The organism is Xanthomonas fragariae (genome assembly GCF_900183975.1).
In the GTDB taxonomy this organism is placed as follows: domain Bacteria; phylum Pseudomonadota; class Gammaproteobacteria; order Xanthomonadales; family Xanthomonadaceae; genus Xanthomonas; species Xanthomonas fragariae.
Genome location: NZ_LT853882.1, coordinates 939,593 through 955,922 on the forward strand (window position 1 = coordinate 939,593; position 16,330 = coordinate 955,922).

11 protein-coding genes are annotated in these 16,330 nt (G+C 62.2%); 8 read left to right on the forward strand and 3 right to left on the reverse strand.

Going from position 1 to position 16,330, the window contains the following annotated elements; translation table 11 throughout:
* Positions 1 to 2: 2 nt before the first annotated feature.
* The 3 genes from PD885_RS04320 to PD885_RS04335 all read right to left on the reverse strand — a co-directional run bounded on the left by PD885_RS04320 (position 3) and on the right by PD885_RS04335 (position 2,764).
* Positions 3 to 1,370, reverse strand: a complete 1,368-nt coding sequence (locus PD885_RS04320; protein WP_065975382.1) for an IS5 family transposase — start codon at positions 1,368 to 1,370, stop codon at positions 3 to 5.
* 661 nt (positions 1,371 to 2,031) lie between these two features.
* Positions 2,032 to 2,256: a hypothetical protein gene (locus PD885_RS04330; RefSeq protein WP_002806648.1), complete on the reverse strand. Its 225-nt coding sequence runs from the start codon at positions 2,254 to 2,256 to the stop codon at positions 2,032 to 2,034.
* Between the two features lie 193 nt (positions 2,257 to 2,449).
* The gene (locus tag PD885_RS04335) at positions 2,450 to 2,764 is read right to left on the reverse strand and encodes a hypothetical protein (protein WP_002806651.1); all 315 of its coding nucleotides are present in this window, start codon (positions 2,762 to 2,764) and stop codon (positions 2,450 to 2,452) included.
* Positions 2,765 to 3,014: 250 nt separating this feature from the next.
* Here PD885_RS04335 and PD885_RS04340 point away from each other — a divergent pair.
* From PD885_RS04340 to PD885_RS04375, 8 genes are all read left to right on the forward strand, one after another.
* Positions 3,015 to 4,159, forward strand: a protein-coding gene (locus PD885_RS04340) for an IS3 family transposase (RefSeq protein WP_088057099.1) whose coding sequence is annotated in 2 segments (ribosomal slippage) — positions 3,015 to 3,252 and positions 3,252 to 4,159 — 1,146 coding nt in all. Because the reading frame shifts where the segments join, the coding sequence is not laid out codon by codon here.
* A gap of 355 nt (positions 4,160 to 4,514) precedes the next feature.
* Entirely contained in the window at positions 4,515 to 7,265 is a 2,751-nt protein-coding gene (locus PD885_RS04345; protein WP_088056669.1) for a type VI secretion system Vgr family protein, read from the forward strand.
* Between the two features lie 6 nt (positions 7,266 to 7,271).
* Positions 7,272 to 8,261, forward strand: coding sequence for a DUF4123 domain-containing protein (locus tag PD885_RS04350; RefSeq protein WP_002807733.1), 990 nt, complete (start codon positions 7,272 to 7,274; stop codon positions 8,259 to 8,261).
* 11 nt (positions 8,262 to 8,272) lie between these two features.
* Positions 8,273 to 11,257 (forward strand): T6SS effector BTH_I2691 family protein, encoded by a 2,985-nt coding sequence (locus PD885_RS04355; RefSeq protein ID WP_082244253.1) that lies wholly within the window; start codon positions 8,273 to 8,275, stop codon positions 11,255 to 11,257.
* The gene (locus PD885_RS04360; protein WP_002807738.1) at positions 11,254 to 12,000 is read left to right on the forward strand and encodes a putative type VI secretion system effector; all 747 of its coding nucleotides are present in this window, start codon (positions 11,254 to 11,256) and stop codon (positions 11,998 to 12,000) included. The genes PD885_RS04355 and PD885_RS04360 overlap by 4 nt, the downstream gene beginning before the upstream one ends.
* A gap of 10 nt (positions 12,001 to 12,010) precedes the next feature.
* Positions 12,011 to 12,763, forward strand: coding sequence for a putative type VI secretion system effector (locus tag PD885_RS04365; protein WP_040762589.1), 753 nt, complete (start codon positions 12,011 to 12,013; stop codon positions 12,761 to 12,763).
* A gap of 6 nt (positions 12,764 to 12,769) precedes the next feature.
* Positions 12,770 to 15,397, forward strand: coding sequence for a type VI secretion system Vgr family protein (locus PD885_RS04370; RefSeq protein WP_231895768.1), 2,628 nt, complete (start codon positions 12,770 to 12,772; stop codon positions 15,395 to 15,397).
* Positions 15,398 to 15,405: 8 nt separating this feature from the next.
* Positions 15,406 to 16,329: a DUF4123 domain-containing protein gene (locus tag PD885_RS04375; RefSeq protein WP_002807748.1), complete on the forward strand. Its 924-nt coding sequence runs from the start codon at positions 15,406 to 15,408 to the stop codon at positions 16,327 to 16,329.
* Position 16,330 lies beyond the last annotated feature (1 nt).

Consider the following 16,330-nt stretch of genomic DNA (forward strand, 5'->3'; position numbering starts at 1 on the left):
CTTCAAGCGCCAAGTGCCGTCGGTGACAGCGGCACGGTACTCAAGGATGACCATCTCATCGCCCGCATCCAGGCACGCAAAAACGCGATCCAGCGCAGCAGCCAGCGCAGGTTGTAGCCAGCGGCGCAGCCGAGCACGTGCAGCGCATCGCCTTGGGCACCTTTCAGCCTGCAGCGACGCAACCGGCAGTCGTCTTTCAGATGTCCGATCACCGGCTCCACCGCCTGCCGTCGCTTGATCCAGCGCCATTGCCGTCGCGTCAGCGTCTTGGCCTTGCCGCGATGCAGGACCTGCACGCCATCGACTTCGCGCCCGCGATCGCCCAGGTCCACGATCGCCACCGTCGGTTCTACGCTCACATCCTGCAGCAACCCGCGTGTCTGCTCCAGCTGCTCGGCCAAGGTATCGCCGTCGTACGGGTTGCCCGGGAAGCTGCGCGCACCCACGACCAATCCCTTGCAGGCGGTGACCGCAATGCCGACCTTGACGCCGAATTCGTACGCTTGACGCGCCTTGCCCTTGCCGATGCATTCCACTTCCGGGGCATGCAATGCGTAGAGTTTTTGTTTGTCCTTCGGACGCTGCGTGTACAGCCGTTGCGCACGTTCCAGCCAGACAGCGATGCGCTCGCGCACGCCGGTGTTTACCTGATCGAGTTTGCGTTGGATGTCGCGCACGAGCCGTCCCAGCACTGTGCGTTGACGTCGCAGCACGCGCCGCATCCGCTTGAACTGGCGCGCATGCGCATACCGACCTGCCTTGCGGCTCAGGGCCGGGCCTTGCCGCGCGTAGCTCTGCCGCAATCCGATGCCGTGCCGCTTGGCCAGTAACACCAGCTTCTTGCGTGCCACCTCCAGCAAACGGCTGTCGGTCGGATAGGCGATCGCCTTTTCCTGCACCGTGGTGTCCACGATCACCCGCGACAACTCGCGTGCGTCCACCGCCTGCATCGCATGCGCGGCGTTGATGGTGTGCGCCAGCAGCTCTTCCATCCCGGCCTCACCCAGGCGCTGCCGCCAGCGCGTCAGCGAGCTGGCATCGCACGGCAAGCGCGTCTGGAACACGACCTCGCCAGTGAAGAACTGCCAGTACGGATTCTCCAGCCAACGCTCGCACACCGCTTCATCGGACAGGTCGTAGGCGTGTTTGAGGTAGAGCAAACCGGCAATCAGCCGCACCGGCAATGCCGGCCGACCGCCACCGGCCTGGGTGGCCGGCAAGCGCGATGAAAGTGCTTGCTCCAACGCCGTCCACGGCATCTGTTGGCTCAGCCGCGCCAGCGGATGACGCAGATCGATCTGGTTCTCCAGCCGCGAACGAAACAACTCATCGGCAGGCATCTCTTCGGCAGCAGGACGGCGTGTACGCATGAGTGAAAATTGCAAGAAACCAGCCTTCAGCGTAGCGAACACTGGTAGTTCTGGCACGCCGGTGCAGACATCAAGGCCTTGCGGTCGTTGGGTGGTTGGGGTTTTTCAGGGGCGACTAGTTATCCAGTGTGTTGCGTATATCCGTGCTCGTGATCGATGATATTGTCTTATCTTCCACAACTGCGAGCATGATGCCAAGGGTCTGCTCACTCGATTGAATATGTGTCAGTGTAACTTTCCTTCGTTTTAGATCGGAGATGTAGCCTTCAATTTCTTCGGACAACAGGTGGGTTTGGAGAGATGGCTTGCCCTCCGAAGAGCCTGGGCCTTTACGGTCGTGCTCTTCTGGTAAGTGTTTTAAGCACCTTGTCAAAGCATTGAGCCGCATCTACGCCCTCCACCGTAATTTCGCCGATGATGGTGTTTCCAATAGGTAGATTTCTGATAGTGCAGCGGCAAGTCGTGCTTTGTTTTACGTTATTGGGCATGGAATATCCTTCTGCGTCCGACACTAACGTCGAGCAGATGGCTGTCAATAGCTATGTCAAAAATGCGATTTTTGATGCAGTTTGTTTTGTTGCGCTAAATCGCAGAACCCTGGCAATATAAGGGTGCGCCAACAATGTTATATAAGTGGGTTAGATTTGTTGCGCTATCAAAACTACTTCAGAATGCCGGCTTCCAAGAGCGCGCTTAGCTCTTTATCGCTAATCAGGCCATCGACATAGAGTTGTGATAGGTGCTTCACGCGCTTAGGCGGGCGAACTTTGTTGGCTTTGAGGACTTTATAAGTTGTTTCTACCATTTTAGTCCGGAACGCGCGCTCTTCTTCGTCAACGAGATGCTTGGTAAGATGATACTCAGTCGGTGTCGTTTTTTTTCCCATGCCAGATTTATAATGCGGAATCAACTCTAGTCAAGGTGATTCCCGAGCCCATACAGGAATCGCCTGAAAATGGCGCTGCACGACTTGATTAGTCAATATGGGGATGGTGGTCCCTTTCCAAATATGCCTCGATCGGCGATTCCAATAAAAAAGCCCCTTGCGGGGCTTTGGAACGAAATTATTCGCACTTATTTTAAAACGTGCGGCTCACTGTCCCCACCACTTTGTATTTCCCGTCGATCTTGGCAAAGGTAAAAACACCCTTGAAATCTTGGTCGAAATTGCCGCCCATCGCAACGATATGCGATTCAACCGGGCAGTTGTAGCCACCATTATCAGATTTCGAACACTCCCCAAGCTTAAAGCTGGTGAGCTTGGCATCCTCAGAACCATTAGCCTTGGCATAGGCAAGCATAGCTTCCTCAGCCTTGGACTCAGATGGACCAGATGAGCAAGCAGCCAGAGTGGCAACCATCAGGCCAATGGTGATCAGGCGAACCTTAGACATGCGCGTTCCTTGATTAAAAGAGCGAAGAGAGAAGGGCATAGACACCCATCCAGAGCAGGCCAACCCCGGTTGATCCAAGCCAGGCAGCCAGGACCAGGCGTAAGCCCCCAGAGGTGTTGCCTTTGACGATGGCCAAGACGCCATGGATCAGCGCAACGATCGAGAGCACCACCAGAAAGAAGAAACCTGATACGCCCAGGGTTTCCTAGACATCTCAAGGCCATGGAAAATGGTCAATTCGGAGGTGTCCATGAGCAGCAAGCGGTATACGGATGAATTCAAGATCGAGGCGGTCCGGCAAGTGACCAATCGTGGTTTCAAGGTGGCAGAAGTCGCGGAGCGACTGGGTGTCACCACGCACAGCCTCTACGCCTGGCTGCGCAAGTTCGGCAAGCCTGGCGTGGTGCAGCGCGCCGAGGTGGACCAGAGCGCCGAGGTTCGGCGGCTGAAGGCAGAGTTGCGTCGAGTGACCGAGGAGCGCGACATCCTAAAAAAGGCCGCCGCGTACTTTGCCAAGGGGTAAGGGCAAAGTACGCCTTCATGCAAGCCCACTGTGGGGAATTCAGGGTGTGTGCGATGTGCCGGGTATTGCGGGTCAACCGGTCGGGCTATTACGCCTGGTTGTGCTCGCCCAACAGTGAGCGCGCCAAGGAAGATGGGCGCTTGCTTGGACTGATCAAGCACCACTGGCTGGCCAGCGGCAGTGTCTATGGGCATCGCAAGATCACCAGGGATCTGCGCGATCTGGGTGAGCGTTGCAGTCGCCATCGGGTGCATCGGCTGATGCGCACCGAGGGACTGCGTGCCCAGGTGGGCTATGGTCGCAAACCGCGCTTCCATGGAGGAATGCAGTGCAAGGCGGCGGCCAACCTGCTTGACCGACAGTTCGACGTGACTGAGCCGGACACGGCCTGGGCGAGCGATTTCACCTTCATCCGCACGCATGAAGGCTGGATGTACCTGGCTGTTGTGATCGATCTGTTTTCCCGGCAGGTCGTCGGCTGGGCGATGCGCGATCGGGCCGACACCGAGTTGGTCGTGCAGGCCTTGTTGTCTGCGGTGTGGCGGCGCAAACCCAACGCTGGTTGCCTGGTTCATTCGGACCAAGGGTCTGTCTACACCAGCGATGACTGGCGCAGTTTCCTGGCGTCCCATGGCGTGGTGTGCAACATGAGTCGGCGTGGCAACTGCCACGACAACGCACCCGTGGAGAGCTTCTTCGGCCTGCTCAAACGCGAGCGGATCAGGCGGCGGACCTATTCCACCAAGGACGCCGCTCGCGCCGAGGTATTCGACTACATCGAGATGTTCTACAACCCCAACCGCCGCCACGGTTCAACTGGCGACCTGTCCCCTGTAGAGTTTAAACGGCGCTACGCGCAACGAGGGTCTTGAGTGTCTACGGAACCCTGGGCGTATCAATCCCAGGTAATTCGCCGGCTCCAAGAAGGTAATGTCATTGATGTATAAGGAATTTTTTCAATGGTCCAATTACCTGCCAAAAAGTAATCACATTACCTGCGCATTACCCTCTTATTACCTTTGAAAAATTGAAATAAGTATTTGATATAGTTGGAGATATGGCGCTTCAAAATGGCGCATTACCTCAATTACCTCTTCCCGATGGTCACCTCAAAATTCGGGCGATAGATGCCTGTCGGGGGCCTGTCCCACCGCGCCCGCCTTGCTAGACTCGGCCGCATCGTCCAGTCCGCCGTGTTGCGACTGGCGTCACCTGCAAGGAGCTTATATGGACCCAGTCGCCACCGTTCTTTCCGCCCTGGCTGCGCCGGGCCAGCAAGAACGCCTGCTACGGCTGCACACCCCGCTGGGCCCCGACGTGCTGGTCGCCGAGACCCTGGACGGCCGCGAGTCGGTCGACGGCGGCGGCTTCCATTTCGAAGTGAGCGCGCTATCGGCCAACGCCGGCCTGCCGCTGGACGACCTGCTCTGCCAGCCGGTGCTGCTGGAACTGCTCACCGCCGAATCGCGCACCACGCTGCGCCCGTTCCACGGCCACGTCACCGCGTTTGAGCGGCTCGGCAGCAACGGCGGGCTGGCGCGTTACCGGCTGACGATCGAGCCGTGGCTGGCGCTGCTGGGCCAGCGTGTGGACAGCTACGTGTTCCAGGACCTGAGCGTGGTGGAGATTGTCGAGAGCGTGTTCGCCGACTACGCCGAGCAGGGCGCGCTGGCGCCGGCCTGGCGCTGGGAGCTGGCCGACCGCCGCGTGTACGCCAAGCGCAGCCTGACCACGCAGTATGAGGAGACCGACCTGGCCTTCGTGCAGCGGCTGCTGGCCGAGGAAGGGATCTATGTCTGGTTCGCGCATGCCGGCGATGCCGGCAGCGAGTGCCTGGGCAGCCACACCCTGGTGCTGTCGGACCACAACCACGCCTTCGCCGAGCTGGGCACGGTGCGCTATCACCGCACCGACGTGACCGAGCAGCAGGACAGCGTGCAGCAGTGGGTGCGGTCGTGTCGCTGGCGCCCGACCACGCTGTCGCGGGCCAGCTGGGACTACCGCAGCCGCAGCCTGCGCCCGGCCGGCGCCGACGCCACGCCGCTGGGCGACATCGGCGCCGAGGACGTGGACACCGCCGGCCCCTATGGCTGGCAGGACAGCACGCGCGGCCAGCGCCGCGCGCAGCAGCAGCTCGATGCGCAGCAGGTGGCGGCGCAGACCATCCAGGGCCAGGGCAGCTGGCGCCAACTGGCGCCGGGCACGCGTTTCGGGCTGCGCCAGCATGCGAGCGTGGCTGCCGATGCGCGGTTCCTGTGCCTGCAGGTGCGGCACCAGGCGCGCAACAACCTGGGCGCGGACGTATTCGATGCGCTGGAGCAGTCGCTGGGCGCGGTGGCGGTGGCCGGCGCGCCGCTGCCGCCGGCGTTGGCGGGCCTGGGCGGCGGGTATGCGCCGGCGCAGGACGCCGCTGAGGTGGCGTTCTATCGCAACCAGTTCACCGCGTTGCCGGCGACGGCGACGTACCGGCCGCAGACCGAGGACGGCCATGGCGTGCGCCTGCATCCCAAGCCGACGGTGGCCGGCACGCTGAGCGCGATCGTGGTCAGCGACGGCGACCCGGTGCAGTCCGACCGCGACCACCGGATCAAGGTGCAGTTCCCGTTCCAGCGCGGTGCCGACGCCAGCAGCGCGCTGGCGCATCCGGGGGGCGAGGACAACGCGCCGGGCAGCGCGCCGGGCAGCGCGTCGGCGTGGACCTGGGTGCGGGTGATGACGCCATGGGCCGGCGACAACTGGGGCGGGGTGGTGCTGCCGCGCAAGGGCCAGGAAGTGCTGGTGGGGTTCCTGGAAGGGGACATCGACCGGCCGGTGGTGATCGGCAGCGTGTACAACGGGCGCGGCCAGGACGAGGCGGCGCACAACCAGGTCGGCGGCGGCGGGGCCGGGGCCACCGGCAATGCGCCGGCGTGGTTCCAGGGCAACGCGCACGGCGCGGTGTTCACCGGGTTCAAGAGCCAGGCGCTGGCGCAAAGCCAGGACGGCACCGGCGGTTACCAGCAGCTGCGTCTGGACGACACCCCCGGCCAGGGCCGCGCGCAGCTGTCGACCACCCAGCACGCCAGCACCTTGACCCTGGGCCACCTGAAGGGCGGCAGCGACAACCTGCGCGAAGGCGAGCGCGGCTACGGGGTGGAACTGTCCACCCAGGCCTACGGCGCGGTGCGCGCCGGCCAGGGCCTGCTGCTGAGCAGCGAGCCGGGCCAGCAGCAGCTGGCGGCCAGCCAGGCGCTGGCGCAGCTGGCACAGGGCGAGCAGCTGCTGCAGGGGCTGGCCGACGCGGCCCGGCAGCAGCAGGCGCAGCTGCCCAATGACCCGGACCGCCTCCCCGCCCAGGACGGGCTCAAGACCCTGCAGGCCAGCCTGAAGGCGACGCAGGGTGGCAGCGCCGACGGCCAGGCGCCGGGCTGGAGCCGCCCGGCGCTGCTGGGCAGCGGCAGCGCGGGCGTGATGAGCCTGACCCCGGCCGACCAGGTATGGGTGTCGGGCACGCAGACCACGCTGCTGGCCGGCACCGCCTTGAACTGGGCCAGCCAGGCGCAGCTGGTGCTGGCGGTGGCCGGCGGGCTGGTGCTGTACACCCAGGGCAGCGCCCCGGTCGCCGGCAGCCCCAACCAGGAGCGCGGCATCGCCCTGCACGCCGCGCAAGGCACGCTCAGCGCCCGCGCGCACAAGAACCTGGCCAAGCTCGCCGCCAAGACCCAGGTCCGCATCGTCAGCACCACCGCCGACGTCCAGATCGCCGCCCCGACCAAGCACCTGCTGGCCACGGCGGCCGGCGCCTACATCAAGCTGGACGGCGACGACATCGAACTGGGCGCGCCGGGGACGATCGAGTTCAAGGGCGGGAATCGGGTGTGGACGGGGCCGCAGGGGGGGAGCGTTTCGACTGAAATCCCGAAAGGCAATTTCAAGGGCTGCGAGCCTAGCGTTATGAATGCTTTGGCTCGCTACGACGCCACTGCGAAGATCGAGTAGTAGGCAATGTCGAGCACCCACCCCTCAGAGCCGTCGAATGCCGCCAAAGAGATTGCTGAATCTTTGGCCGAAGAAATCCAGGGTCTATTGAAAGGCGTGCCCGATGCGCAATGCCATCTGCTGTTGCAGCCCCCTCAGCAAAGCGATAGTTCATGGTCCACATTGCAGCAGATAATTAAAAATGAAGGCTTGTCCGTAACACCGATAAGGATCGAGAAAATACCTGGGAACCTTTGGCCTTGCTTGCTTACGCTGAATCTTGATCGAGGAATGCATGCTTATATTTCGGCGCTCGCCGCCGAGATGGCCTGCGAGAATGCCCAGTTGGGGCAGTTGAGACGCGGGCGAACGCAAAGCGTTGCAGCGTGGATATTCAGCAAGAAGGCAGCGCCGGAGGTGGCGTGTAACATCTCCAGGCTCGCGCTCACGCGCTTCACCGGCGAAACGTCTCGTCGATGGATCCGCTACTACGATCCATTGATCACCGATTTGGTCTGGGAAATATGTAGCGAAGAGCAGCGGGCGTCCTGGCTTAGACAGATAGATACATGGGCGTATCGGGATCGCCGAGGCAATCTCACCGTACTCAGGAGCCAGGACTTTTCTCATGAAAGCCAGGAAGCCGCGTCTCGGCCGCCATGCTTCCAGTTCGGGCCAGATGTGCTGCCGAAGCTGCAGACCATCGGTTCTTTGAATCAAGCATGGATTCGCGCATCGCGTAGCGGGCGAGAGCCTTCCAGGCAACAGTTGAGCGCAGCCAGTCGTGCAATGACGGTCGCTTGGAGTGCAGGTTTGCGAAGTACCGCAGACCTTGATCTCTTCGCTTGGCATGCGATCAGTCTAGGTGGCGAGTTTCATATGCATCCGACGGTCCAGGAAATACTTGCTCGGGTGCATGCCGGAACAGAAACGTACTGCGGATTGGCGCAGCATTGCGATATTGGTCAATGGCAGGGATCAGCTGAGAGGCTTAGCTCGGAAGCCTCTTGTGGATAAGGAGCCGGAAAATGAGCGGTAACGATTACACCTCTTCGTCGCTTGGAACGCCCGGCGGACCAGGAGACGCACAAGTGGGGGTCAATACGCGCGACGCGAGAGGAGCGCCGGTCACTGAACTGCCATCGATGACGGTCAGGCCCGAAGCGGGAAACGATGTTCCCTGCGATGTCTGTAGGAGTACCGGCCTGGCTATCGTTCCTGTACGGCATGCCGTTGTGCCGGCGTCGTGTCCAGGCGCAGGCATAAGCCCTCTGGAAAAGGGGCGTGGCTGCTCGGTGAACGTGTCCGGCGCAGGCTACGACTATGCCTTGCGCACCCTCCGGCAAGGCATGGTGTATGTCTACTACGAGCAGAGCGGCCCGTATGGTCCCGATTTCTGGGAGTGCTATGCGGTTGCGGAGAACGGAACGCTCTGGCGCCAACCCTCGGCGGACGCAGCGCAGCCGATCGTCGGCGGTGGGCTGCCTGCCTGCAAGCGCGAATCCCACCAGGCGCGCCGGATGGAATTCATCGTTATCCAGAGGCCGGAACTGTGTGGGAATGTCTGGATCGCCTTCTCCCAGCATCGCTTGACACCCGACACGTTGGACCGCTACGCCAGCGACACCAGCCTGCGTGGCGAGCGGATGCAGCGCATCGAACCAAAGAAGTGGGTCGCCAGCCCTGCTGCTTCGGGCGACACCGCACCGGTCAGCGGCCCGCAGACGCTGAAGTCCGTCATGGAATATCGGTCCTTTGCGTTGAACATGAGCGAGCCATCGGAGCTTCCGCATCATGCGAAACCCAGGCCGATCAGCACCAAGAACGGTAGCAACTACGGCTATTCCGCCGCGGTTCTGTCCAGCAATGCGACCCGCTATCCATGGTCGCTGCGCAATGTGCAACAACAGGGCGACGCCACGCCAGACATGGCATTGCAGGATGCCTACGATCATCTGCTTGGGGCCAGTCACAGTGGCGGCTCGAAACAGAACAGGAAGCAGTACACGCCGATGCTGTTGGCCCTATGGGACGCCGTGGGCATCGTGCACGAACTCAACGGCTATCGAAACGACGTGCTTGGCCATATGGCCCGTTATAATCAGGAGCGGGCCTTTGAATTCAATGCGCTTGAGCACATCGAAGAAATCGATGTATTGCTGCAGCACAACGCGGGCGTACTTTCGGCACGTTACGCGCAGGCTGGGCGCGATCGGCTGAACGAGATCCTGGAGGAAAACGCCGGTAGCAACCATCCGGGCGTAGAGGTCCTGCGGAGTTTAGACAGCGACGCGCTATGGAATGGCCTGCCCCGTGCGATGTTGGGTGCCTATCAGCGTGATGCGACAAAGCAATGGAATGAGAAATACAAGCCGAAAATCGACTGGGACCGGTTGAACGCCTTCAAGGCCGCCTCCCAGCAATTCGCTACCGCCGCCGTGCAGCTTCTGGAAAAGAGGTCGCTCGCGTTGAAGGACTGGTTGAACTCCCCGCTTCTCCAGGCCACCTTGGAAGACTACGACGGCAAGTCGCTCTCCTGCGGCATCGCGTTCGAGAACGTGATCACCGATGCAGTTGAGGGGCTGGCGATGGATGCCCAGGGACGCATCGTTCTGGTCGAATTCGCACGCAATCTGGACGTGACCAGCCGCGGGTGTCTGCTATGGCGCACCGTGGCGCTGAACCAGACCGATGCACGCGAGGAGCTAAAAGATGTGCTCAGCGAGGCGGAAACCCAGCTCAACGCTGTATTGGCTGGCGCCGGAGCGGCGTGGACGACCTTCACCCAGGTTGCCTCGAAGCTCAAGAAGTTCCTGGGCTATTACAAGCAAATGGAGAAGGTGGCAAAGGAAGTCGTTCCCACTTCGGCGATCAACAGAAAGTTCCAGGAATCCGGCGTAGATCGCTTTATGGTCAGCACCGGCGCCTTTTTGCTCAACCGGTTTCCGCTCAAGGGCGTGCAAGACACCATCGGCAATGCCCTGGCACGTTATGTGCTGAAAGTGCGCGCGTTGATGGACCCGGCAGAAGCCAGCAATCTGATCCAGTTGGAAGCGAGTCAGGCACCGGAGGTTAGGCGGTATTTCGCCGAGCGGGTCGCGTATTACCAAAGCCAGCCAAGGCAGCAGAACTCGGCGATGACGCTGGCGTTGGCGGACATCGAGACCCACAAGGGCCGCCAGATGCTGGTAGCGCGTTGGCAAAACGCAGCGGAGAAAAGCAGCAATGCCGTGCGCATGGCCGGTTTGACTGGCTTCTTGGAGTTGATCAATTTCATCAACCTGATGGCGAAACAGGACAAGCAGGCAAAGGACTATGGAAGCCTAATCGCGTCCGGCGCGTCGCTGGCATCGACTTACGTGAGTGTTGCCTCCGTGGTTGGTGAAGATTTCTATGGAGACATAAGTCGTACGGTGGCGAAAACAAAAGCCCTTGGAGGATGGCTCGGTGGCTTTGGTACATACATTGGAGTTTATTACGACTTCTCTGATGTAGCTGTTAATTCAAAAAAAGGAAACCTTGCTTTGGCGACACTTGGACTATTCAAAGGAATCGCCGGTGTGTTTACGGGCGGAGCGCAATTTGTCACTGCGCTGGCATATTCCGCTCCAGTCGTGCAGCGTGTGTTAGGACGAGGGCGTGTAGTTACAGCACTGGAGGGGATCCAAGCTGGTATTCGAGTTGCAGCACAAGAGGTATCAAAAAAAGCAGTTGGCGAGGTACTTGGTCATAGTGAGCGTGTCTTAGCTACCCAGGGAATGAGGCGGCTTGGACTTTTGATCTTGCGCCTGGGTGCTTTGGAAGTAACCTTAGTGCTCTCTGCCATTGAAGTACTTGTGTGGGCTCTTACGCCGAACGCTCTGGAAAAGTGGTGCGAAGCAAACTGTTTTGGAAGAGTGCAAGAGGGATCTTTCTTGGGGTTCGGCGCTAGCGAGCCGCAGTACAAAACCAAGAAAGAACAGGAGGACGCTTTTCAGCAATCGCTCGGAGAAATAGGGGTGGGTGTGGCATGAATGATCAATTCAGCACGGCGAAAGTGTTGCGCGGAACGATAAGTAACCTTGTATTAGAAGATGCCACGATCGAGACTTTTATTAGCCACTCAGATCAGGAACGTATGGCATCTGCAGGTGTCATGGCGGCCGCCTTGGGCCTCAGCGGGCAGGCAGCTGGAATGGTGGCGATGTCGATGGAGGAGGTGCGTGAGCCGGTAGTGAAGGCAAGTTTCGATTTAGACGACCAGCACGTCGAGGCTTTGTTGTGGAACTTTCCTTATTCGGAAGGAACTAACGTGCAAGTAGTAGTGGACGGGGTGACTGATAGCGGAGCTCACATGGGGTTCGCGGTCCTAGCCCCAGAGGAAGGTACGGGAGTTTTCTATCCGCATGTGTCTGCTGGACGAGCCGCCCATCGATTTAACGTATTGAAATGGTCGGTAATAGGGGGCGGTGGTGTAACGCTTCTTGGAGCCTGCGTAGGACTCTTGCTTTTCTTCTTTGCTGGCGGAGCTAGAGGCGAATTTTTCTTGCAGCTGCTGTCGGTCACATTTATGGGGGGCACCCTATTTTTCCTTGCTTCTTTAATCATAGGGTATAGAATCGGAGCGAAATTTAATATATTTGTAAATATGGCCGAGCGAATTTTTTCGGCGCTTGGATGGAAGGACGTACAGCGAATTGACCTTCGCAAGGTTACCAAACAGAAGCGCAAGCCAACCGACCCGCCTGCCCTCGGCGACACGTTCTTCCGTTATTGAGCTACTAGAGGTGAATAGTCTTTCAACTAATGCTGAAGCCCGTGTTTTGCGTGGGAAGCTGCGCAATTTGGTATTGGAAGACACAACGATTGAGACCTTCATCAGTCAGTCGGATCAGGCTGGCATGGCATCTGCAGGCGTAATGGCGGCGGCATTGGGACTCAGCGGGCAAGCTGCCGGTATGGTGGCCATGTCGATGGAGGAAATACGTGAGCCGGTAGTGAAAGCCACGTTCACTGTGGACGATCAGCCCGTGGAGGCGTTGCTTTGGAATTTTCCATATTATGAGGGTACACAAGTCGATGTGGTTGTAGACGGTGTTACAGAGAGTGGGGCGAATATTGGATTTGCCGTCATTTCACCCGAAGAAGGTACCGGAGTTTTTTACCCTCATGTTTCTGCTGGTCGAAAGGCGCATCGTTGGAATGTACTAAAGTGGTCGATTATTGGTGGTGGCGGCGCCTTTATTTTCGGATTTCTTGTGGGAGCATTTTTATTCTTCTTTGCGGGCGGCGCGAGGGGGGAGTTTTTGATCAAGTCAGTTTTGTATCTTGTGCTAGGTTGCCTAATCTTTTTCTTGATTTCTCTTGTGATTGGATTCCGGATGGGAAGGAGGTTCGGAGTATTTGTTAGTATGGCCGAGCGAATTTTCACTGCACTTGGGTGGAATCGGGTGGAGCATATCGATTTGCGAAAAATCACAAAAGAGAAACGTAAGCCTACCGATCCACCCGCTCTCGGCGATACTTTCTTTCGCTATTGATGAGTCGTGATCCGCCGGAAAACGCTCGATGAGCAAATCGCAGAACAACCAGTGGCGCTATCGGCCAACGCCGGCCTGCCCCTGGACGACCTGCTTGGCCAGCCGGTCCTGCTGGAACTGCTCACCGCCGAGTCGCGCACCGCGCTGCGCCCGTTCCACGGCCACGTCACCGCGTTCGAGCGCCTCGGCAGCAACGGCGGGCTGGCGCGTTACCGGCTGACGATCGAGCCGTGGCTGGCGCTGCTGGGCCAGCGTGTGGACAGCTACGTGTTCCAGGACCTGAGCGTGGTGGAGATTGTCGAGAGCGTGTTCGCCGACTACGCCGAGCAGGGCGCGCTGGCGCCGGCCTGGCGCTGGGAGCTGGCCGACCGCCGCGTGTACGCCAGGCGCAGCCTGACCACGCAGTATGAAGAGACCGACCTGGCCTTCGTGCAGCGGCTGCTGGCCGAGGAAGGGATCTATGTCTGGTTCGCGCATGCCGGCGATGCCGGCAGCGAGCGCCTGGGCAGCCACACCCTGGTGCTGTCGGACCACAACCACGCCTTCGCCGAGCTGGGCACGGTGCGCTATCACCGCACCGACGTGACCGAGCAGCAGGACAGCGTGCAGCAGTGGGTGCGGTCGTGTCGCTGGCGCCCGACCACGCTGTCGCGGGCCAGCTGGGACTACCGCAGCCGCAGCCTGCGCCCGGCCGGCGCCGACGCCACGCCGCTGGGCGACATCGGCGCCGAGGACGTGGACACCGCCGGCCCCTATGGCTGGCAGGACAGCACGCGCGGCCAGCGCCGCGCGCAGCAGCAGCTCGATGCGCAGCAGGTGGCGGCGCAGACCATCCAGGGCCAGGGCAGCTGGCGCCAACTGGCGCCGGGCACGCGTTTCGGGCTGCGCCAGCATGCGAGCGTGGCTGCCGATGCGCGGTTCCTGTGCCTGCAGGTGCGGCACCAGGCGCGCAACAACCTGGGCGCGGACGTATTCGATGCGCTGGAGCAGTCGCTGGGCGCGGTGGCGGTGGCCGGCGCGCCGCTGCCGCCGGCGTTGGCGGGCCTGGGCGGCGGGTATGCGCCGGCGCAGGACGCCGCTGAGGTGGCGTTCTATCGCAACCAGTTCACCGCGTTGCCGGCCACGGCGACGTACCGGCCGCAGACCGAGGACGGCCATGGCGTGCGCCTGCATCCCAAGCCGACGGTGGCCGGCACGCTGAGCGCGATCGTGGTCAGCGACGGCGACCCGGTGCAGTCCGACCGCGACCACCGGATCAAGGTGCAGTTCCCGTTCCAGCGCGGTGCCGACGCCAGCAGCGCGCTGGCGCATCCGGGGGGCGAGGACAACGCGCCGGGCCGCGCGTCGGCCTGGACCTGGGTGCGGGTGATGACGCCATGGGCCGGCGACAACTGGGGCGGGGTGGTGCTGCCGCGCAAGGGCCAGGAAGTGCTGGTGGGGTTCCTGGAAGGGGACATCGACCGGCCGGTGGTGATCGGCAGCGTCTACAACGGGCGCGGCCAGGCCGATGCGGCGCACAACCAGGTCGGTGGCGGTGGGGCCGGGGCCACCGGCAATGCGCCGGCGTGGTTCCAGGGCAACGCGCACGGCGCGGTGTTCACCGGGTTCAAGAGCCAGGCGCTGGCGCAAAGCCAGGACGGCACCGGCGGTTACCAGCAGCTGCGTCTGGACGACACCCCCGGCCAGGGCCGCGCGCAGCTGTCGACCACCCAGCACGCCAGCACCTTGACCCTGGGCCACCTGAAGGGCGGCAGCGACAACCTGCGCGAAGGCGAGCGCGGCTACGGGGTGGAACTGTCCACCCAGGCCTACGGCGCGGTGCGCGCCGGCCAGGGCCTGCTGCTGAGCAGCGAGCCGGGCCAGCAGCAGCTGGCGGCCAGCCAGGCGCTGTCGCAGCTGGAACAGGGCGAGCAGCTGCTGCAGGCGCTGGCCGACGCGGCCCGGCAGCAGCAGGCGCAGCTGCCCAATGACCCGGACCGCCTCCCCGCCCAGGACGGGCTCAAGACCCTGCAGGCCAGCCTGAAGGCGACGCAGGGTGGAAGCGCCGACGGCCAGGCGCCGGGCTGGAGCCGCCCGGCGCTGCTGGGCAGCGGCAGCGCGGGCGTGATGAGCCTGACCCCGGCCGACCAGGTGTGGGTGTCGGGCACGCAGACCACGCTGCTGGCCGGCACCGCCTTGAACTGGGCCAGCCAGGCGCAGCTGGTGCTGGCGGTGGCCGGCGGGCTGGTGCTATACACTCAGGGCAGCGCCCCGGTCGCCGGCAGCCCCAACCAGGAGCGCGGCATCGCCCTGCACGCCGCGCAAGGCACGCTCAGCGCCCGCGCGCACAAGAACCTGGCCAAGCTCGCCGCCAAGACCCAGGTCCGCATCGTCAGCACCACCGCCGACCTCCAGATCGCCGCCCCGACCAAGCACCTGCTGGCCACGGCGGCCGGCGCCTACATCAAGCTGGAAGGCGACGACATCGAACTGGGCGCGCCGGGGACGATCGAGTTCAAGGGCGGCAACCGGGTGTTGACGGGGCCGCAGGGCAGCAGCGCGTCGGTGTCCATCCCGCAGACGCAGTTCAAGGGCTGCGATCCGACATTGGTCAATGCGCAGCTTCGCTCCGAAGCCGCCGCAGACGTAGGGTGAGACCTCTCATGGAAGTGAACGAACGCCTCTACGCACTGGCCAGGCAATCGGGCGGTGCGCGTCGTTACCTGCTGATGCAGACGAGCGATGCGGCCGACGCGGACGGCGATCGCTTCCAGCAGATGCTGGCCGAGGTTGGCCTTGCGCCGATGCCGGTCAAGATCCACAAGCTGCCGGCGCCGTTCTGGCCGGTGCTGATCGCGTTGGATCTCGACCAGGGCACGCACTCGGCGCTATCCGCGCTGGCAGTGGACATGGCGATCGCCGATACCGCGCCGCAGGCGATGGAGCACGGGCAGATCCAACGCACTTGCGCGTGGATCTTCTCCGATGCCCCGATCAGCGAACTCGCGCGCCATCTGGCGACCACCGCGATTGCGCGCCACCCGCCCTCGCACAAGGCGCGTTGGCTGCGCTACTACGACCCGCTGGTGGCCGATCTGTTCTGGCAGACCTGCGCGCCGGAACAGCTGGCCTATTTCTTGCGCGATATCGCCTGCCTGGCCTACATCGATCGCTGGCAGACGCTGCAGGTCGTGCGCCCGCCCGATTCCTGCGTGCCAGGGGCTGCGCTCCCCGCAACGGCGTGGGAGCGTCTAGACGGCATCGGGGCGCTGAACCAGGCCTGGGCACGTGCCCGCTGCGAGGGGATGGACATCGCCCCGGCGCAGTTTTCGGCCGCCGCCGCCGCCGTGCAACACGGCTGCCGCCAGGGCGTGCGGCCTGGTCCGGGCCTGGATCTGTTCGCGTGGCAGGCGCTGCATCTTGGCCCAGCCTTTTACAGGCACCGGCAGGTGCAGACCCTGTTGGACCAGCTCAGCGCCGGCCGGGACTACGCCGAACTGGCGCATGAGATGGACGATGCCCACTGGCATCGGATCGGAATGGAAGCGGGCGGCCTGCACGCCCCGTCGACTCAGGAACGCATCTGAC